Origin of the sequence: Nonomuraea sp. NPDC049758 (assembly GCF_040674635.1) — a bacterium.
In the GTDB taxonomy this organism is placed as follows: domain Bacteria; phylum Actinomycetota; class Actinomycetes; order Streptosporangiales; family Streptosporangiaceae; genus Nonomuraea.
The window spans coordinates 1-18985 of record NZ_JBFAMZ010000047.1; the positions used below are offsets into that span (position 1 = coordinate 1).

Genomic DNA, 18985 nt, shown 5'->3' on the forward strand with positions numbered 1-18985 from the left:
GTGCGGTTGCGAGGGTGTCCAGTTCGGTCGTCACAACCCGAGGATGGACATCCTCGCCCTATCTCCGCAGCTATGCCTTGGACTCATTCATCTAGAGCCGCCGGGAGCCGCGGCGGGAGGCGACGAGGGCCGCCGCCGTGGCCATGAACACGCAGACAGGCGTGTAGAGGAACAGGTTGAGCCAGTAGAACGGGGTCCCGGTGTCCGCGCCGACGCCGGCGATCCACACCAGCCCGGCCGCCGCGCGGACCAGGGTCCCGGCGGCGACGGCGGCCGTGACCAGGCGGGCGGGCAGGCCGCCCCGGCCGCGTGAGCACACGAGCACCGCCGCCGCCCCGGCGCCGAGCACGGCGACGAGCGGCACCAGCACGCGCGGGGTGAACGGCACCTCGAAGTTCAGCACCGCCAGGGAGAGGGAGCTGACGTCGCCGGCGGGCCACGTGCGGCCGGTCAGCCAGTACAGGTGCGCGGCGGCGTCGGTGAGCAGGACGGAGGCGGTCAGGGCGCCGAGGCGTGGAATGTTCATGCCCGGCAGGAGTCGGCGAAATCCGTCATGGTTCCATGGAACCTTTCGCGCCCCTCCCGCCTCTGGATGGACATGAGCTGGCCTGTTGCCGATCTGGACCCCGTATGCCGCCTGCGCGCGCTGGCCGCGGCCATTCCCGGGGCGTCCGTCGCCGAGCGCGTCATTCCCGCACCCTTCGCGGCGGTCTGGGCCGTGGTGAGCGATCTGGAGAAGGAGTTCGGCACGTTCGAACCCGACATGCGGCATCTCACCGTCGAGTCCGCGGGCCCGGACGGCGGCCGCCTCGTGGCCAGGGCCCGCAGCCGGTACGGCATGCGCGCCCGGTTCGACGTCGACCTGCGGCCGGGCTGGTGCTGGATGCAGAGCAGGTTCCTGCTCGTCGGCCTGGCCGCGACCGCCGTGCCGGAGGGGACGCTGGTCGCGCAGACGGGCGGGGTGCGCGTCCCGGGCCGCGCGGCGCTGGTGCCGTGGGGCGTGCGGGCGGCGGGGGAGAAGGCGCTGGCCGGGCTCGCGTCCCGGGTCACGGCCGCGGACGCCGGGGGCGCGTCATGACGGCGGCCCGGGTGCTGGCCGCCCAGCGGGGCGACACGATGGCGATGAACGACCTGCTCGCCGAGCTGACGCCGTACCTGGGCCGGATCTGCGGGCCCATCGCGCTGGACAGCGGGCCGGACGCCGTGCAGGAGGCGCTGATCGCGATCTTCCGGCATCTGCGTGACCTGCGCGACCCCGAGGCCCTGCTCGGCTGGGCGCGGGCGATAGCCGTGCGCGAGGCCGTCCGGATCGCCCGGCGCGACGGCCGTTCCAGCCCGGCTGAACTGGCCGGGGTGCCCTCGCCGCACGACGTCGAGCGTGCCGTGGACATCCGGGACGTGCTGGAGCGCCTGTCGCCGGAGCATCGGGCGGTGCTGGTGCTGCGCGACCTGGAAGGGGTGCCGGAGGACGTAGCGGCGCGGATGTTGCGGGTGCCGTCGGGCACGGTCAAGTCCCGGCTGCACCGGGCCCGGGCGAGCTTCCGCCGGGCCTGGCAGGGCTGAGCCCCGTCCGGCGAGGATGCCGGTACGAATAGTGGCAAACAACCCTCTAAGGTCTCAACCGTGAGAAAGATCTACCATGCGGCGCACATCTACATGATCGTCGGCGTCATCACCGGCCTCTACTATCGCGAGATCACCAAGCTCAACGACTTCACCGGCGACACCCAGCTCGGTGTGGTGCACACCCACCTGCTCGCTCTCGGCATGCTGTTCTTCCTGATCGTGCTGGTGCTGGAGAAGGTGTTCACGCTGAGCGCCGGCGGCAGGCTGTTCACCTGGTTCTTCTGGGTCTACAACGGCGGGCTCGCGCTGACGGTGGCGATGATGCTGGTGCACGGCACCCAGACGGTGCTGGGCGCCGAGACCAGCCCGGCGATCACCGGGATGGCGGGACTGGGGCACATCGTGCTGACGGTCGGTTTGGTGCTGTTCTTCGTCAACCTCGGCAAGCGCATCCCCGCCAAGACCTGACCGCAAGCACGTCCCGCCGGCCGTTCGCCTGCCGGAGCTCAGGCCGCCGCCTCCTCCGGCGTGGCGCGCCGGCCGCCTGTGCTCCCTCCGGCGGTCAGGCCGGGCAGTCGCGAGGGTCGACGCTCGTGCGTGCCCCTGCGACGGAGATGCGGGCAGGGCTGTCCGGCAACGCGGCGGCCGTGCACACGATCTGCTGCACGGCCAGGGGGGACAGGTCACCGCCCGGCGCGGACGGGGTCAGCACCATGCGGCCGCGCGCCTTGACGGTCACCAGGAACGGATCGGCTTCCGGCGGCACCTCGGTGCTGAGCCCGAGCGCCCGCTCCTTCTCGGTGGGCCCGGCCGCCAGCAGCGCGAGCCTCTCGGTCCGGAACAGCGGGCGGGCGCTCGGCCGCGTCACGGCGCTGAGCCGCCCGTCCTTCACCAGGTAGAGGATGATCGTCGTGGTCAGCGCGACGGCTCCCTTCGGCGGCTCGCCGACGCCGATCACGTCGCTGGGACGCACGCCGCAGCCCGCGACCAGCGCCAGGAGACCCGCGGCGAGCGCGCGGCGGGGGAGTGCGGCCCTCATCCGGCTGCTCCGTCCTGCTCGGGGGCCCTGCGTGGCAGGCGCAGCGTGAACAGGGCGCCGCCGCCGGAGGCGTTGGCGACGGTGAGGTCGCCCCGGTGCAGGCGCGCGTTCTCCAGCGCGATGGCCAGGCCCAGGCCGCTGCCCTCGGACCTGGCCCGCGCCGCGCTGGCCTTGTAGAACCGGTCGAACGCGTGCGGCAGCACCGCCTCGTCCAGCCCCGGACCGTGGTCGCGGACCTCGACAGTGATCCACTGCGGGTCCGCGGACAACCGCACCGACACCGGCGGCTCGCCATGCCGCAGGGCGTTGCCGACCAGGTTGGCGAGGATGACGTCCACGCGGCGCGGGTCCAGCCTGGCCGTCACCGACGGGGGAAGCTCGGTGCGCACCGCGTCCGACCAGCCCCGGACGCGCAGGGTCGCGGGCACCAGCTCGGCCACGTCCACCTCGTTCAGCGACAGGGCCGCGACGCCGGAGTCGAACCTGCTGATCTCGATGAGATCGTTCACCAGCGCGGTCAGGTTGAGCGTCTCCTGGCTGACCAGCTTGGCCGCCCGGCCGGCGGGCTCGGGCAGCTCCGCCGCCTCGTCGTCAAGGACCTCGGCGACGGCGGCGAGCGCGGCCAGGGGGGTGCGCAGCTCGTGCGAGACATCGGCCACGAACCGGCGGGCGTCGGCCTCCATCGCACGCAGCTGCATGACGTGCCGTTCCAGCTCCGCGGCGGTGTCGTTGAAGGTGCGCGCCACGTCGGCCAGCTCGTCGGAGCCGCGGACCGCGACCCTGGTCCGCAGCTCGCCCTCGCCCAGCAGGCGGGCCGCCCGGCCGAGCTCGCGCACCGGGCGCAGCACGCTGCGGGTGGCCAGCAACGCCACGACCACCGCGAACGCCATGGCCGCCGCGCCGCTGAGCCAGGCGCGGGTGGCGAGCCAGTCGATGCTGCGCTGCTCGGGAAGCAGGCTGCGCGTGGTGTAGACCTCGATGCCGGACACCCGCCACCGGTCACCCTCGGTGATCAGCAGCGGCGCGCCGATGATCAGGAAGGGCCTGCCCTCCCGCACCACCCGTTGCCAGGCCATCTCGCCTTCGGCCACCTTCCGCCGCAGGCTCACGGAAAGGGCCTGGGGCATCAGGTCCTCGGACGTCAGGGCCGGTCCGTTCCCGTCGCGCCCCCCGCTCCCCGGCGGCGGGTTCCGCATCAGGCCCGGCGCCCGGTCGGACGGCGGGCCGGCCTGCGCGTACAGCCCGCGGTAGACGGCGAGCGCGTAGCTGTCCCGCTCGGCCATCGTGGCGGCGATCCTGCCGAGCTCGGTCCGGTCCGGAGCCGGGGTGCGCAACGGGAAGAGCGTCTCCAGATGCGCTCTCGTCGCCTGCAGCGCGGCGTCCTGGGCCCGCTGCAGGATGTCGGTGCGGGCCTGGACGTAGAGCCCGCCGGTCACCGCCGCCGTGGTGACCACGCACAGCAGCGCGAACGCGAACAACAGCCGGGCACGCAGCCCCGGGCTCGGCACAGGCGTCACCGCCGGTTCACACCGGCCCGAACCGGTAACCGAAGCCCCGCACCGTCTGCACGTAGACGGGGGACGCCGAGTCGTCCTCGATCTTCGCGCGCAGCCGCTGCACGCACGCGTCCACCAGTCGCGAGTCGCCGAAGTACCCGTGCTCCCACACCGAGTCCAGCAGTTGCTGGCGGCTGTGCACCCGGCCCGGCGTGCCGGAGAGCTCCAGCAGCAGGCGCAGCTCGGCCGGGGTGAGCCCGATCGGGGCGCCGCGCTTGGTGACCACCAGCCCGGCCCGATCGATGGTCAGCTCACCGTGCCGCTCCAGTTCCGCCTGGTCGCGGCCGATCCGCCGGAGCACGGCGCGAATGCGCGCTTCGAGCACCCTGGGTTGCACCGGTTTGACCACGTAGTCGTCGGCGCCCGCCTCCAGCCCCGCCACCACGTCGATGTCGTCGCCGCGCGCGGTCAGCATGATGATCGGCACCTCGCCGATGGCCCGGATGCGGCGGCAGACCTCGAACCCGTTCATGCCGGGCAACATCAGATCGAGCACGACGACGTCGGGACGGTCGGCGCGCAGCCGCTCCAGCCCCTCCTCGCCGGACTCCACGGCGCCCACCCGATGCCCGTGCCGGGTCAGGGCCAGCTCAAGGCCCTCCCGCACGGCCGGGTCATCCTCGATCAACAACACTCGCGACACGCCGCCGAGTACCACAGCACGCTCCGTAACCTCGCCCGCCGGTCAACTCCGTCCACTGTCGGCCGGTGATGTCCCCGTCTTGTCAGCGCCATGTCATCGTTGTGTCACGGTGGTGCCGGCGTGGTGGCCGTCGACAAACGGTGACATTCGGCAGACGACCCACTCATATTCGGCGCCAATCGTAGTTCGTCATGAACGAACCACGCACCATCCCAGCTCGGCCCCGAGATCGGCTGTTCGCCGTGGTGACGCTGGTGCTCGCCCGGCTCCTGCTGCCCGCGGCGCTCGTCCGCCGCCCCGGCCGGGCCCGCGAGCTGGCCTGCCAGTGGGCGTTACGGATGCGGTTCCCCGCCGAGGACCTGACCGGGCTCACCGGCGGCGCCCTGGCGGCGTTCACCGCGGCGCGCACCGAGGCGCTCTGGCGTCACGGCCAGCTCCTCGGCCTCACCTCGGGATACCGTGATCCGCTCGTGCAGCTCCGGATGTTCGAGGAGGAGGTGCGCCGCACCGGCTCCCCGGCCCTGGCGCGCATGCTCGTCCTGCCGCCGACGGAGTCCAACCACGTCAAGGGCATCGCCCTGGACGTGCGTCCGCGCGAAGGCGCGCGCTGGCTGGAGGAGCACGGCGCCCGCTACGACCTCTACCGCATGTTCGACAACGAGTGGTGGCACTTCGAGCACCACCCGGAGTACGGCGGCACGCCCCCGCGCCGACGGCCCCACCCCGGGGTCGGTCACGCGCAGGAGAACAGACGCCGGAGCTGACCCGGCCGCGCTCGCGGACCTCGGCCGGCCCGCGCCCTGGAGACCGGGCAGCTGTTCTCACCAGCAGGTCAGGTCGGCGGTGAGGGTGGTGTCGCCGGTCAGGACGTCGCCGCAGGCCACCGCAGCGCGTCGGCCCGTGCGGGGCCGGTCAGCGCGAGGGCCGTGGATAAGAGGAGCAGGCACGCGGCGAGACCGTGGGCGCCGGTGTGATCTACATTGTAAAGGCGCTGGTTGGTTCACAAATGCATCCCTTACAGAGGCACGGGCTACGCCCGTACTCAGCCACCAAAAGCACCGCGGGTGGCGGTCGGTGACGTGTCGGAGTGTCCTGGGGGCTTTGAGCTTGTTCCCTCCTTGGCTGGGATGTGTTCAGGCTGCTCCTGGGGGTTTGGAGGTCATTCGGAACATCCGCATACGATGTGCAGATCATGGTCTTCATTCGGGTTCTGGGCGCTCTGGCGGCTGAGGTCGGCGGCGAGCCGGTTCCCTTGGGCGGGCCGCGGCAGCGGGGTGTGCTGGCGTTGCTGGTGGCGGCGCGTGGGCAGGTGGTGCCGGTCGATCGGATGATCGAGGATCTGTGGGGTGGGGAGCCGCCCGCTCGGGCGTTGTTGTCGTTGCAGGCGTACGTGTCGAACCTGCGGCGGTTGCTGGAGCCTGGGCGTCCGCCGCGTTCGCCGGCTCGGTTGCTGGTGAGTGCGGCGCCGGGTTATGCGTTGCGGTTGCCGTCGGAGGCGGTGGACGCCTGGCGGTTCGAGGGGTTGCTGGGGCGGGCGCGTGCGGACAGTGACGTGGGCGCCGCGCGGGCTCGGCTGGGTGAGGCGCTGGGGCTGTGGCAGGGGCCGGCGTTCGCCGAGGTGGCGGACGAGCCGTGGGCGGCGGCCGAGACGGCGCGGTTGAACGAGCTGCGTTCGGTGGCGGCCGAGCTGCATGTGGCGGCGGGTCTGCGTGTCGGTGATCCTGCTGTGGTGGTGGCCGAGGCCGAGCGGCTCACTCGCGAGGAGCCTCTTCGTGAGGAGGGGTGGCGGTTGCACGCCTTGGCGTTGTGGAGCAGTGGTCGTCAGGCGGACGCGCTGGCGACGCTGCGCCGTGCTCGTGGCATTCTCGCTGAGGAGCTCGGGCTTGATCCGGGTCCTGAGCTGGTGGCGTTGGAGGAGGCGATTCTCACTCAGCGCATGGAGGTCCTGCGCGCGACCGTGCCTGCGCCGGCTTCACCGGCCGCGCCGCTGCCGCAGGTGCCCCCTCCCGGTGCGTCGTTCGTCGGACGTGAGGCGCAGGTGTCGGCGCTGGTCACGGCCGCGGCCGAGGCGGTGACCGATGGAGTGCGGGTCGCCTGTGTCACCGGTGAGGCGGGGCTCGGCAAGTCGACGTTGCTTGATCATTTCGGCAGGCGGCTGGAACGTGAGGGGTGGTTGGTGGCCGTCGGCCGCTGTCCGGAGGTCGATGGTGCGCCGCCCGCGTGGGCGTGGACCGAGGTGCTGGGCGCCGTCGCAGCGTCCGCGTCTCCGGGTGAGTTCGCGCGCGACCTGGCGCCGCTGCTGGCCGATGGCGGGCCGGTGGAGGCCGACGCCACCGCTGGACGGTTCCGCCTGCGCCGGGCTGTGTGGCGGTGGCTTGCGGCGGTCGCCTCGGAGCGTCCGGTGGCCGTCGTGCTGGATGACCTGCATGGGGCGGATGTCGCCACGCTGGAGCTGCTGGGCGGTTGTCTGGGGCTGCGGGCGCCGATCTTGGTGGTGGTGGCGTACCGTGCGGACGAGGGCGGGCGGCTCGGCGAGACGCTGGCCTCTCTGGCGCGGGTGACGCCTGTCCGTGTGGCGTTGCCGGGGTTGGACGAGGAGGCCGTGGCGCAGCTGGTGCGGGCTGAGTGCGAGGCCGATGACGAGACGGTCGCGGGGATCGCGGAGCGTACCGGTGGCAATCCGTTCTATGTGCGGGAGAGTGCCCGGTTGCTGAGCGGTGAGGGTGCGCTGGTGGCGTTGTCGGAGGTTCCCGAGGGGGTTCGGGACGTGCTGCGCCGCCGGCTGGCGCGTCTGCCGGAGGGTGGGGTGTCGGTTCTGCGGCTGGCCGCGGTGGCGGGCCGGGAGAGTTCGGTGGACGTCCTGGTCAAGGCCGCTGACGTGGACGAGGACGGGGTGTTGGACGCGCTGGACGCGGGTGTCGTCGCCGGGCTTCTGGATGAGCCCGGTCCCGGTCTGGTCCGTTTCGTGCACGCTCTTGTGAGGGACACGCTCCTCGCCGATCTGAGCAGGTTGCGTGCCACCCGGATGCATGCCCGGATCGGCGCCGCTCTTGAGGGGGGCGACGACGTCGCGGCGCTGGCGCATCATTTCGCGCGGGCGGGCTCGCCGAAGGCTGTCGGCTACTGTGTGCGGGCCGCCGAGCTTGCCGAGGCGCGTTACGCCCACGATGTGGCGGCCGATCTCCTGGCCGATGCGGTGGCTCATTCGGCCGGGCCGGAGGAACGCGTGGAGTTGCTCGGCAGGCTGTTGCGGGCGCAGATCCGGGCGGGGGCCGTCGCTGCGGCCCGTGAGACGCGGCGTGTGGCTGTGGAGTACGCGGAGTCCTTGGGGCGTGCGGATCTGATGATCGCGGCGTTCACGGCGTGGACGGAGCCGACCCCGTGGCAGGCTCGTACGTACGGCACGGTGGATCGGCCTGTGGTCGATCGGCTGAGTCGGCTGTTGAAGGGGGAGTTGGCTCCTTCGGTGCGGTCGCGGCTGTTGTCGGCGTATGCGCACGAGCTGGTCGGCGAGGATGATCCGTCGGTGGTGGAGGCGGCGCGGGAGGCGCTCGCTCTCGCCACCGAACCTCGTTTGCGGGCGGCGGCTTTGGAGATCCTGGCCGAGGTTCTGGGCAATGCGGAGCTGTGCCGGGAGCTGGTGGAGATCGGGGTCGAGCATGATCTGCCGGTTTACCGTGTCTCTGGGCTGCTCAATCATGCCGGTGTCGCGGCTGCGGCCAATGATCCGGTGACGATGCGCCGGGTGATCGGGGAGGCTCTGGAGCTTGCGCGCGCGTATCGGATGCGGGAGGCGATCGCGGTCGCGGAGATCACGTTGGCGGGTCTGGCGCTCATCGAGGGCCGGTTCGTCGATGCCGAGGCTCTTTATGTGGAGGCCGGCGAGGGTATGCGGCGGATCGGGTCGGTGCACGCTGTGGGGTTTCTTCAGCTGGCGTTGGCCACGATCTGGCTGAACGAGGGCACGTTGGGTGGGCATCTGGAGGAGGTGCGTGCTCTGCACGCCGTGCTGGGTTCGATGACGTCGGATCTGCTGGCGCTCGCGCTGCACGCCAATGGGCTGGATGCCGAGGCCCGGGAGGTTCGCACGCCCCCCAGTCCGATTCGCCGGGATTTCTTCTTCACGTTCCTCACCTCGTTGCGCGCGATGGCCGTCGTGGCCTTGGGTGACCGGGACGCCGCCGAGGAGATCTACGAGGTGCTGCTTGCGTACCGTGACGGTCCTCCGGCGGGTGCGGAGAGCCTGTCGATGGCGCTGCGCCCGGTGGCCCACACCCTCGGTGAGCTGGCCGTTTTCCTGGGCCGTCCTGAGGCTGCCGCTCACTTCGCCCGGGCCGCCGTCGTCGCGGATCGCTGGAACGCTCCTCATTGGGCCGCCGAGGCCCGGTCGCGGGCGACCGCGTTGCGGGCGTCCTTCTAGCGGGTGATGCGGCAGACGCCGGCCAGGTGATCGCCGTCGTAGGGGGGCGAAGCGTCTGTTCCCGCGTTGTCAGCTCTTTCTGACGGCCTGGCTCACCTGGGCCGGTGAGGTGCGCCAGGGGGCGCCGTGGCCGGGGAGCACCCAGGAGGCGGACAGTCCGGCGAGCCGGTCCAGGGAGGACAGGGCGGTGGCGGGGTCGTCGGTGAAGGGGGCGGGCTGCGGGCCGGAGCGTCCGGTGAGGACGTGGCGGGTGGTCAGCGCATCGCCGACGAAGATCGCGTCGGCGAGGGGGACGTGTACCGCGACGCTGCCCGGTGAGTGTCCCGGCATGCCGACGATCACGGGCTTGCCGGGCAGGTCCAGGACGTCGCCGTCGGCGATCTCGGTGACTTCGCTGACGTAGCGGGTGCGCAGGCCGTTCTTGCGCAGGGAGTAGGCGAAGAAGCCGAGGGTCGGGCCGAGGCGCATGGGGCCGAGTGCGGTTTTGGGCTTTTCTCCGGTGCGGGTGCGGACGGCGTCGCCGGCGTGCACGAAGACGGGGACGCCGTGTTCGCTGCGCAGGCGTTCGGCGAAGCCGATGTGGTCGGAGTCGCCGTGGGTCAGGACGAGTCCGCGGATGTCGTCGGCGGTTTTGCCCAGGGTGCGGAGTTCGGCCTGCAGGTCCTGCCAGTGGCCGGGCAGTCCCGCGTCGATCAGGGTGATGCCTTCGTCGGTGTCGATGAGGTAGCAGGCGACGACGTCGTTGCCGAGGCGGTGCAGGTGCGGTGCGAGCTTCATGTGCTTCCCCAAGGAGGTTCAGGTTGGAGCGCCGCCTTCAGTTGCGGGGCATTGCTCCGTTATGAGAGCAATGCTCTCTTGGATGGGTGCTCCACGTCAAGAGCACTGCTCTCCTTCGGGTTCCTGGCCGGGCACCTCGGGCCTGGGTCCTTGGCGGCATATGGGTAAATTTGGCGCATGTTACGGGGGCGGGACAAGGAACTCGGCGAGGTCGCGCGGCTGGTCGATCGGGCACGGGCGGGTCGGAGCGGCGTCCTGGTCCTGCGCGGCGAGGCGGGCATCGGCAAGTCGGCCCTGCTGGACGAGCTCGTCCGTCAGGCCCGCGGGGTTCGCGTGTTGCGGGCGACCGCGGTGGAGGCCGAGACGTCGCTGCCGTTCGCGGGTCTGCAGATGGTGCTGCGTCCCGTGCTCGACCGCCTCGACACCCTGCCCGGCGTGCAGGCGGCGGCGCTTCGGGGTGCGCTGGGCCTGGCCGATGTCGCCGGCGCGAGCCGGTTCCTGGTCGGTCTCGCCGTCCTGAGCCTGCTGTCGGAGCTGGCCGCGCAACGGCCGGTCCTGTGCCTGATCGACGACGCGCACTGGCTGGACGCCGCCTCCGCCGACGCGCTGCTGTTCGCGGCGCGCCGCCTGGCGGCCGACGGCGTCGCGATGGTGTTCGCGGCCCGGGACGCCTTCGACGCTCCCGGCCTGCCCGAGCTGCGGCTGGGCGGGCTGGACGAGGCCGCGGCGGCCGAGGTGCTCGCGCAGCGCTTCTCCACGATGGCCTCCTCGGTACGCGATCGGGTCGTCCGGGAAGCGGGCGGGAACCCGCTGGCGCTGATCGAGCTGCCCGCCGGGCTCAGTCCGGAGCAGCGTGCCGGCCGCGACGTGATGCCGGGCGCGCTGCCGGCCACCGATCGCGTCGTCGCCGGTTTCGGCGCCCAGATCGACGAGCTGCCTGAGCGTGCCCGGCTGGCCGTGCTGGTGGCCGCCGCCGAGGGGAGCGGCGATCTCGGGACGGTCCTGCGGGCGGCGCGGGCCCTCGGCGGCGGCGTCGCGGACCTGGAGGCCGCCGAGAAGGCGGGGCTGTTGCGGATCACGGGGGCTTCGATCGCCTTCCGTCACCCGCTGGTCCGGTCCGCCGCCTACCAGCGTGCCCCGCTCGGCCTGCGCGTGGCCGCGCACGAGGCGCTGGCCGCGGTCGTGGACGCCGAACGGCGGGTCTGGCACCTGGCCGCCGCCGCGACCGGGCCGCAGGAGGACATCGCCGCCCGGCTGGAGGAGACGGCCGGGGCGGCGCGCGGCCGAGGCGCCATGGCCACGGCCGCGTCGATTCTCGAGCAGGCCGCGCTGCTCAGCCCGGACCGGGCCGAGCGGGCGCGGCGGACGACCCTGGCCGCGCGGGCCGCGATCGCCGGCGGACGCACCGAGCAGGCCGCGGCCCTGGCAGAACGCGCCGCCGAGCTGGGCGGGCACAGCGCGGGGCTGGCGATGGTCCGGGCGAGCGTCGCGTTCGAGCGCGGCACGCCGCAAGGCGCCGCCCAGGTGCTCGCCGACGGTGCGCAGACGATCCTGCGCGACGATCCCGGCCTGGCCCTGACGATGCTGACCATGGCGGCGAGCAACGCCTGGCCGGCGGGCGAGATCGACGCCGTCCGGCGGGTGGCCCGGCTCGCGGGCTCCCTCACCGGCCCTACGGCGCGCGCCATCGAGGCCCTGGCGGGTCTGGCCGACGACGATCACGCGAACGCGCTGCCCGCCCTGACGGCGCTGGTGGCCCAGGCCCGGACGAACCCGCTGGACGACGCCCTGGCCCGGATCTTCGTCGTCGGCGTCGCGCTGTTCCTCGGCGACGACGAGGCCGTGGCCGAGCTGGCCGCCGCGGACGTGATCCGCTGCAGGAACGAGGGGCTGGCCGGCGCGCTGCCGGTCACCCTGCACGCGCTCGCGCACGCGCAGCTGATGGCGGGCCGGCACCGTGACGCCGCCGCGACCGTGGCCGAGGCCGTCGAGCTGGCCAGGGACACCGGGCAGAGCCACCGGATCGGGCAGCTCACCGCGATCACCGCCCGGATCGCGGCCATCGAGGGCGGTCCGGAACACGGGGCCGATCCCGTCCATCGGGACTGCTCCATCTCACTTCGGGGCGGTATGAGCAGGCGTTTCGTGAGCTCGACGGGGTGAGTGCCGTCTGCGCCGCGCCCGATCTGGTCGAGGCGGCCGTCCGGGTCGAGGCGGCGGACCGGGCTGTGGGGGCGTATGCCCGGTTCGCGGCGTGGGCCGAGGCGGGCCGGCAGCCGTGGGCCCGGGCGGTCGCGCTGCGCTGCCGTGCCCTGCTGGGCCCGGACGGGGAGGCGGGCGAGCACTACGCGCACGCCGTACGGCTGCACCGGCGCGGCGGCCGGCCGTTCGAACGCGCCCGCACCGAGCTGCTGTACGGCGAGTGGCTGCGCCGCGCGCGGCGCAGGGCCGAGGCGCGCTCGCCGCTGCGCTCGGCTCTGGAGATCTTCGACCGGCTCGGTGCCACGCCGTGGGCCGGGCGTGCCCGTGCCGAGCTGCGCGCCACCGGGGAGAGCGCGCCCGACGGGCCGCCCGCCGACGCGCTGGCGGCGCTCACCCCGCAGGAGCTCCAGGTGGTACGGCTGGCCGCGGCGGGGGTGAGCAACCGCGACATCGCCGCGCAGCTGTTCCTCAGTCACCGGACCGTGGAGTACCACCTCTACAAGGCCTATCCGAAGCTCGGCGTCGCCTCCCGGCAGGAGCTCGCACGCCTGGTGTGACCGCGCCCCCCCGTGGCGACCCCCGTGGCGAGTACCGTGGCGTCACGGATTCGGGCCGGCGGGGCCGCCGCCTGGCGTTGCGGCCATGGACAACGTGAACGTGGCGATCATCTACTACAGCGCCACCGGCACCCTGCACGCGCTGGCCCAGGCCGCCTCCAACACCGCGCACGGCGGGCAGGAGTCCACCATCCTGGCGCTGAGCAACACCTTCTACCACTGGGGCGGCATCATCGTCCCGCCGGGCTACACCGACCCCGTCCAGTTGCGGTCCGGCAACCCCTACGGCGCCTCGCACGTGGCCGGGGACGGGCCGCCCGCCGGGGTGACCCGGCAGGCTGCCGGTCACCAGGCCCGCCGCGTCGCCGAGACGGCGGCTGGCGGTCCGGGTCGAAGCCTGCCAGGTCAAGGACGTCGACCGGTTGCTGGAGCTCTACGCTCCCGACATCGTCTACTACGACGTCGTGCCGCCGGTGAGATTCGCCGGGCTGGATGAGGTTCGCGGAGTACGACGGGCCCATCGCGGCGGACGGGACAGGGGTGGCTGATCACGCACGAGCACGTCTCGGTGCCGATCGACCCGGCGACCCTGCAGGCGTGGTTCCCGCCGGACGGCGAGCCGATCTGACGTCCACGCGCCCGCCGGGGAGGTGGTCTCCTTGGCCTGAGGGAGCCGGCTCGGTGAGAATCCTTCGTCATGATCCGTGTGCACTTCTCCGACGCCGACCTGCGCAAGATCACGTTCGCCCCGGCCCCCAACGCCTTGTGGGAGACGGTGCTGAGTGTGCGGCTGCTGCTCGGCGCGCCGACGAGCAGGAGCTGGACGCGGCCCGCAGCGCGCCGGCTGTTGCGGCAGGTGGGAGGAAGCCTGGCCGAGCGGGCGGGGGTGCTGGCGCCCCTGGTCCCGCCGCGGAGTTCGGTGCCGGCGTTCCTGCTCCAGCCGGACGCCGGTGACTTCGCCGCCGGCGTCGAGCTGGCCAGTCGGACGCCGAGCTCCTACCTGGCGGTCGATCTGGGCGCGTTGTCGCCCGCTCAGCGGGCGGGGCGCTGGGCGCGGGAACTGGCCGGCGGCAGCCGTGGGGCGCGCCAGACCCTCGTCGACGACCTGCGCGGCTTCTTCGGCTCGTCGGTGGAGCCTTTGTGGTCGCAGATCCAGGCGGAGGCCGGCGCCGACCGGGCCCTGCGCTCCGAGACCCTGCTGCGCGGCGGGGTGGACGCCCTGCTGGCCACGCTGCATCCCGGGTGCCGCTGGCGGCCGCCGACGCTGCACATCCCGGTCGACGGCGATCACGACGTCGTGCTGGGCGGGCGGGGGCTGCTGCTGATCCCGTCCTATTTCGCGCCCCGTCCGATGGTGATGTACCGGCCGGACGCGGCCACGGTGCTGGTGTACCCGATGTGCGCCGCAGGCCGGCCGGCCGGCGCGGACGACGTGCTGACGCCTCTGCTGGGCCGTACCCGTGCGGCGGTGCTGGCCACGTTGCGCAGCCCGGCCACCACCACGTTCGTGGCCGAACGCGTCGGTGTCTCCCTCGGCTCGGCCAGCCAGCACACCACGGTCCTGCGCAACGCCGGGCTCGTCTCGACCGTACGGACGGGCAGTTCCGTCCTGCACACCCTGACGCCGCTCGGCCAGGCCCTCCTGAACGGCTCCCTGGACGCCGGCTGACGGCGACGCCGCCTGGCCATGCTGACGGCCGCTCCCGCCGTCGCCGCGCCGGCCGCGCGCAGCCAGGTCACGTCCCAGGCGAGCACGGCCAAGGCCGGTGCCGCCCTGACACGGGGATCAAGGTCGACCTGTGGTCCCTGCGCCGCTGGGGCGGTGGCGAGCGGGTCGCCAAGTCCGGCACGTGGCGCTGCAACGGCAAGTACGGCATCGTCCGCATCAGCAACGCCGGCCACTCGAAGTGCTGGGCGACCTTCTCCCTCGGCAAGAAGCACACGGTCGAGTACTGGGTGCAGTACTACAAGTGAACTCCGCCGCGAAGGGACCGCGCCGCGGGACCCTATCCTCATGGGATGGCTCTGCACGATCGACTCGCCGTCGTGGACGCCCTCCTGGCCCGTCCCTTCCCGGAGACGGAGGAGCGGGAGGGCACGTCGCGGGAGGTGTGGGAGGGATACCGTTCCAGCGGCCCGGACCACCATGTGTGCTATCTGATGGCCAGCCGTGACTTCTGGGACGACCGTGGCGAGGAGGTCGTCGAGGCGGCCCAGGCGGAGATCGACGCCGCCCTCCAGGAACTGGCGGCCGCCCTGACGACGCGCTGGGGTGCCCCTCGGGTGGTCGATCTGTGGCCGCAAGGCGAGGCCGCAGCGCCCGCGCCGCTGGACGAGCTCGGCCAGCTCACCAGCACGATGCTCGCCTGGCGCCGGCCGGACGCGGGCCGATGGGTCGCGCTCGCCGTCGGTCAGGCCGATCCGGAGTTCCCTGTCCTGCTGCTCGCGGCCGTGGGCGGGACTCCGCTGGACTGACTCGCCGTGCGGCCGACGCGACGACGGAAGCGCGCGGGGCTGATCAGTGCCCTCGACCCTGGGGTGCGTGCTCTTCTTCAATCCCCTGCCGGGGGGCACGCCCTCGCCGTCCTTTTCAACGGAACGGCGGCGTGCTCAGCGGGCGCCGCTCAACGAGGCAGGCCGGCCGGTCAGGCCGGTCTCAGCCGCAGTGCACGTTGTCGAGCTTGACGCTCGTCCACGACGGCGAGATGCCCTCGACGTCGATGCACTGCCCGGCCGCCGAGACGTACACGGGGCCGGCGTAGTACTGGTAGTTTCCGGCGTCGCTGTCCTTCCCGCTGCCATCGCCCCTGGAGATCACGACGCCCTTCCAGCTCGTGGTGTTGGCGTAGGGGCCGTCGCCGTAGGTGAGTGCGCAGTTCTTGCCGGTGCCGGAGCTGTAGTACACCTCCAGGATGCCCGTGCGGTACCCGTACTTCTCGATGCCGATGTTGTAGACGCCGACCCGGGTGTAGCCGCTGCCGCAGGGGCCGGCCGCGCCGGCCGGGGCGGCGGTCGCCGCCAGGGTGGTGGTGGAGGTCAGGGCCGCGGCGGCCAGGAGGATCGCCGGCTTGCGTGCTCGCACGAAGATCCCTTCGATTGCCCAGTGTTGTGATCTTGAGTACCACCGGCTCGCTTCTGCCACCCGCAACTCGTGATCAATGTGATAGTTCGCACAAATCACTCCCGACTGGTTGCCGTCAGACGGCAGCACGGACGGCGGCCGGCGGATACTACAGGTCCGGGATCGTCACCCGGATCCGGCCTGAGTGGGAACGCGCAGGTCAGCGGCCGCCGTCGATCAGGTTTTGATCTGACTGTGATATCGGCGGCCGAGGATGTGATCATGATCAAGGGGACCTTGCGGATCGTCTTCACCGGCGAGGACCTGGCCCGCGTGCGCGTCGCCGGCCGGGCGGACATGATGTGGGAAATGGCGCTCAGTCTGCACATCCTGCAGCGTCCGGGCGGGGCGAGGGCGCTGTCCGGCTGGCGGCGGCAGGCCCGCGCGGACCTGGCCGAGGCCGGGCTGCTCAAGCCGGTGCGGGAGCGGCTGGTGCCGCTGGTGCCGCTCAAGGCGTACTTCCCCGACTTCCTGACCCCCTACGAGTCGCTGAGCGGGTTCCGGCAGGGCCTGGACGTCCTGGCCGACACCCCGTCGGCGCGGGTGCGGCACGAGGTCGACCGGTTGCGCCCGTACGTGCCCGTGCCCGCCACGCTGGACGACCTGGCCCGCGGCAACCGCCGCTCCATCCGCGACCTGGCCCGGCTCGGCGAGCGGTACTGCCAGGTCGCCTTCGGCTCCCGCCGCACCGCCATGGAGGACGCCCTGGGACGTGAGCGCGCCAGGCTGACCCGCCTGCTCACCGACCAGGGCGTGGACGCGATGCTCGCCGGTCTCGGGCCGTCGACGCGCTGGCGGCCCCCGGTGCTGGAGGCCGACTACGCCACCGGCCGGTACGAGATCCACCTGCAAGGACGCGGCCTGACGCTCATCCCCTCCTACTTCGGGCGCTTCACCCCGGTCGCGATGGCCGACCCCAGCCTGCCGCCCGTCCTGGTGTTCCCGATCCAGCACGAGATGCCCGACGCCGTCCCCGACGACGCGCTGCCCGACCTGCTCGGCGCCACCCGGGCCCGTGTCCTGCGCTGCATCGCCGCCACCGACGGCTGCACCACCAGCGAGCTCGCCCGCCGGACCGGCGCCTCGCTGTCGTCGGCCAGCGCGCACGCCCAGGTCCTGCAGCGGGCCGGGCTCATCGCCAGCACCCGGCACGCCAACATGGTCATCCACCAGCTCACCCGGCTGGGCGGCGACCTGATCCACCGCCAGCAGTGACCGCACCCCCACGACGGGATCCTGGATGGAACCTTTCTCCCGCATACGGATAAGTACCGTCGTGACATCCCTTCCACATGACGAACCCGTCCTGGCAGGTCCTCCGGCGGACGCGCGAGCGCCGCTTCGGGTGGACGTCCCGGCACCGGTCCAGCCGAAGGTCCCCACAGCCTTCGAAACAGCCCGCGAAACAGTCTTCGAAGGGCCCGCGCAGGACTCGGCGGTCATCGAGGCGTCGCTGGCCGAGCCGGAGCGTTTCGCCGAGCTGTTCGAGCGGCATGCCGCCGTCCTGCATCGTTACGTCGTCCGGCGGCTCGGGCCCGATCAGGCCGAGGACGTGGTGGCCGAGACGTTCACCAGGGCGTTCGAGAAACGCCACAAGTACGCCCTGGATCGCCAGGACGCCCTGCCCTGGCTGTACGGCATCGCCACGAACATCATCGGCACCCATCGAAGGGCCGAGACCCGCGGATACCGCGCCCTCGCCCGAACCGGGGAGGACCCCGTGGCGGTGGCCTTCGACGAGCGGGTGGTCGCCCGCGTCTCCGCCTCGGAGACCCGCAGACCGCTCGCGGCCGCCCTGGCCGCGCTGGGCAAGGGCGAGCGCGACGTCCTGCTGCTGGTCTCCTGGGGCGACCTCAGCTACGAGGAGACGGCGCAGGCGCTGAACGTGCCCATCGGCACCGTGCGATCCCGGCTGTCGCGCGCCCGCCGCAAGATCGCCCAGGCGCTGGGCGGCAGCAACCCCACCGACGTGATCGAGGAGGTCTGATGAACGATCTGGACATGGTCCGCGACCTGCGCTCGGAGGTGCGGCAGAGCGAGGCAGGCGATCTGCGTCACGCCCGGCGGCGGATGCTGGCCGCGCTGGCTCCGGAGCCACCGGCCCGCCGGGTCCGGCGTATGGTGCTGCGGGTGGCCGCGGTGGGCGCGTTCGGCGCCACGATCGCGGCGGGCGTCACGGTGGTGCAGAGCCTGGCCACGGACGACCGGGGGACGCAGACCACCGGCGCCCCGGCCTGGCTGCCGGTGGCCAACGCGCAGACCCTGGCCGAGCACGCGACGGCGGCGGCGGCCGGCCAGCCGGACGTCTACCCGCGAGCCGACCAGTGGGTCTACGTCAAATGGGACACCTACACCTCACCCAAGCTGACGGCCAAAGCCACCGCCCCGCCGGCCGGCGCAGGCCGGGCGGACTCGCGGGAGACCGTCGAACGATGGACGCGGGGCGACGGCCAGGAAAGGGCCATGCGGAAGGAAGGCGGCAAGACGATCGAACGCCGCCGGGGCGGGGCGGATCCCCGGCTGCGGTTCGACCCCGCCTACCTGCGCTCGCTGCCGCTGGAGCCGTCCGCCCTGGCCGAACGCCTGAAGAAGGACACCGGCCAGATCGCTCTGCCGCAGGCGCGGGCGGTGTCCCATCAGATCCTGAGCATCCTGGAAGAAGGCGCTCCGGCGGCTCGCCTGCGCGCCGCCCTCTACACCGTCCTGTCCCGGCTGGACGACGTCGGCGTGGAGCCGGTGCGCGATCTGCTGGGCCGGCAGGGCGTGGCGATCTACACCCGCGACGACGACGGGGTCCGCCAGGAGGTCATCATCGACCCGACCACCTTCGACCTGCTCGGGGCACGCCGCGTCTACGTCGGCGGGGCCAAGTCGCCCGACCCCTACTACAGCGGGTTGCCCGAGGGCGAGGTGATCACCTCCAGGGCCCGGGTGTCCGTCGGCATCGTCGACGAGGCGGGCGACCTTCCGTAGCCGAGCTCCCTGGCCGGTGCCCGTGACGAGGGCCGGGCACCGGCCGCCGGGCTCAAGGGGAGCCCGGCCCGCAGTGGTCGGGATCGACTCCCGGGCCGGAGCCGGAGTTGCCCGAGCCCCCTTCCCGACTT

At 72.7% G+C, this 18985-nt stretch carries 19 protein-coding genes; 13 read left to right on the forward strand and 6 right to left on the reverse strand.

The window, feature by feature from the left end; all coding sequences use genetic code 11:
* Window positions 1-91: 91 nt before the first annotated feature.
* On the reverse strand, window positions 92-526 hold the full coding sequence (locus tag AB0J46_RS50835; protein ID WP_364344387.1) for a DUF3995 domain-containing protein: 435 nt from the start codon (window positions 524-526) through the stop codon (window positions 92-94).
* A gap of 72 nt (window positions 527-598) precedes the next feature.
* On the opposite strand from AB0J46_RS50835, the gene AB0J46_RS50840 reads away from it, so the two are divergent.
* Genes AB0J46_RS50840 through AB0J46_RS50850 form a run of 3 tightly spaced genes read left to right on the forward strand, consistent with a single transcriptional unit; the run spans window position 599 to window position 2034 of the window.
* Window positions 599-1078 (forward strand): hypothetical protein, encoded by a 480-nt coding sequence (locus tag AB0J46_RS50840; RefSeq protein WP_364344390.1) that lies wholly within the window; start codon window positions 599-601, stop codon window positions 1076-1078.
* Window positions 1075-1563 (forward strand): sigma-70 family RNA polymerase sigma factor, encoded by a 489-nt coding sequence (locus tag AB0J46_RS50845; RefSeq protein ID WP_364344393.1) that lies wholly within the window; start codon window positions 1075-1077, stop codon window positions 1561-1563. Before AB0J46_RS50840 ends, AB0J46_RS50845 begins: the two co-directional genes overlap by 4 nt.
* 60 nt (window positions 1564-1623) lie before the next feature.
* Window positions 1624-2034: a DUF2871 domain-containing protein gene (locus AB0J46_RS50850; protein WP_364344396.1), complete on the forward strand. Its 411-nt coding sequence runs from the start codon at window positions 1624-1626 to the stop codon at window positions 2032-2034.
* Between the two features lie 94 nt (window positions 2035-2128).
* Here AB0J46_RS50850 and AB0J46_RS50855 read toward each other — a convergent pair whose 3' ends face one another.
* Genes AB0J46_RS50855 through AB0J46_RS50865 form a run of 3 tightly spaced genes read right to left on the reverse strand, consistent with a single transcriptional unit; the run spans window position 2129 to window position 4804 of the window.
* Window positions 2129-2605: a hypothetical protein gene (locus AB0J46_RS50855; RefSeq protein ID WP_364344399.1), complete on the reverse strand. Its 477-nt coding sequence runs from the start codon at window positions 2603-2605 to the stop codon at window positions 2129-2131.
* Window positions 2602-4122 (reverse strand): HAMP domain-containing sensor histidine kinase, encoded by a 1521-nt coding sequence (locus AB0J46_RS50860; RefSeq protein ID WP_364344401.1) that lies wholly within the window; start codon window positions 4120-4122, stop codon window positions 2602-2604. The genes AB0J46_RS50855 and AB0J46_RS50860 overlap by 4 nt, the downstream gene beginning before the upstream one ends.
* Before the next feature lie 7 nt (window positions 4123-4129).
* Complete coding sequence (locus tag AB0J46_RS50865; RefSeq protein ID WP_358302179.1) at window positions 4130-4804, reverse strand: response regulator transcription factor; 675 nt, start codon at window positions 4802-4804, stop codon at window positions 4130-4132.
* Window positions 4805-4995: 191 nt separating this feature from the next.
* Between AB0J46_RS50865 and vanY-N the strand changes: the two genes are divergently transcribed.
* Window positions 4996-5568, forward strand: a complete 573-nt coding sequence (gene vanY-N / locus AB0J46_RS50870; protein ID WP_364344403.1) for a D,D-peptidase/D,D-carboxypeptidase VanY-N — start codon at window positions 4996-4998, stop codon at window positions 5566-5568.
* A gap of 428 nt (window positions 5569-5996) precedes the next feature.
* A complete protein-coding gene (locus tag AB0J46_RS50875) occupies window positions 5997-9224 on the forward strand; it encodes a BTAD domain-containing putative transcriptional regulator (RefSeq protein ID WP_364344406.1) in 3228 nt (1075 codons plus the stop codon).
* 69 nt (window positions 9225-9293) lie between these two features.
* On the opposite strand, the gene AB0J46_RS50880 is transcribed toward AB0J46_RS50875, so the two are convergent.
* A complete protein-coding gene (locus AB0J46_RS50880; protein WP_364344408.1) occupies window positions 9294-10001 on the reverse strand; it encodes an MBL fold metallo-hydrolase in 708 nt (235 codons plus the stop codon).
* Window positions 10002-10178: 177 nt separating this feature from the next.
* On the opposite strand from AB0J46_RS50880, the gene AB0J46_RS50885 reads away from it, so the two are divergent.
* The 5 genes from AB0J46_RS50885 (at window position 10179) to AB0J46_RS50905 (ending at window position 15235) form a co-directional block, all read left to right on the forward strand.
* The gene (locus tag AB0J46_RS50885) at window positions 10179-12164 is read left to right on the forward strand and encodes an AAA family ATPase (RefSeq protein ID WP_364344411.1); all 1986 of its coding nucleotides are present in this window, start codon (window positions 10179-10181) and stop codon (window positions 12162-12164) included.
* Entirely contained in the window at window positions 12161-12760 is a 600-nt protein-coding gene (locus AB0J46_RS50890; protein WP_364344414.1) for a helix-turn-helix transcriptional regulator, read from the forward strand. The genes AB0J46_RS50885 and AB0J46_RS50890 overlap by 4 nt, the downstream gene beginning before the upstream one ends.
* Window positions 12761-12845: 85 nt before the next feature.
* Window positions 12846-13256, forward strand: coding sequence for a hypothetical protein (locus AB0J46_RS50895; RefSeq protein ID WP_364344417.1), 411 nt, complete (start codon window positions 12846-12848; stop codon window positions 13254-13256).
* 201 nt (window positions 13257-13457) lie between these two features.
* Window positions 13458-14429, forward strand: a complete 972-nt coding sequence (locus AB0J46_RS50900; RefSeq protein WP_364344420.1) for a winged helix-turn-helix domain-containing protein — start codon at window positions 13458-13460, stop codon at window positions 14427-14429.
* Window positions 14430-14779: 350 nt separating this feature from the next.
* Window positions 14780-15235, forward strand: coding sequence for a hypothetical protein (locus tag AB0J46_RS50905; RefSeq protein WP_364344423.1), 456 nt, complete (start codon window positions 14780-14782; stop codon window positions 15233-15235).
* 181 nt (window positions 15236-15416) lie between these two features.
* Here the strand turns inward: AB0J46_RS50905 and AB0J46_RS50910 are convergent, their stop codons facing one another.
* Complete coding sequence (locus AB0J46_RS50910) at window positions 15417-15842, reverse strand: spore-associated protein A (RefSeq protein WP_364344426.1); 426 nt, start codon at window positions 15840-15842, stop codon at window positions 15417-15419.
* Between the two features lie 261 nt (window positions 15843-16103).
* On the opposite strand from AB0J46_RS50910, the gene AB0J46_RS50915 reads away from it, so the two are divergent.
* From AB0J46_RS50915 to AB0J46_RS50925, 3 genes are all read left to right on the forward strand, one after another.
* On the forward strand, window positions 16104-17096 hold the full coding sequence (locus AB0J46_RS50915; RefSeq protein ID WP_364344429.1) for a helix-turn-helix domain-containing protein: 993 nt from the start codon (window positions 16104-16106) through the stop codon (window positions 17094-17096).
* Between the two features lie 130 nt (window positions 17097-17226).
* Window positions 17227-17868 (forward strand): RNA polymerase sigma factor, encoded by a 642-nt coding sequence (locus tag AB0J46_RS50920; protein WP_364344432.1) that lies wholly within the window; start codon window positions 17227-17229, stop codon window positions 17866-17868.
* Window positions 17868-18854 (forward strand): CU044_5270 family protein, encoded by a 987-nt coding sequence (locus tag AB0J46_RS50925; RefSeq protein ID WP_364344435.1) that lies wholly within the window; start codon window positions 17868-17870, stop codon window positions 18852-18854. The genes AB0J46_RS50920 and AB0J46_RS50925 overlap by 1 nt, the downstream gene beginning before the upstream one ends.
* The last annotated feature ends 131 nt before the right edge of the window (window positions 18855-18985 follow it).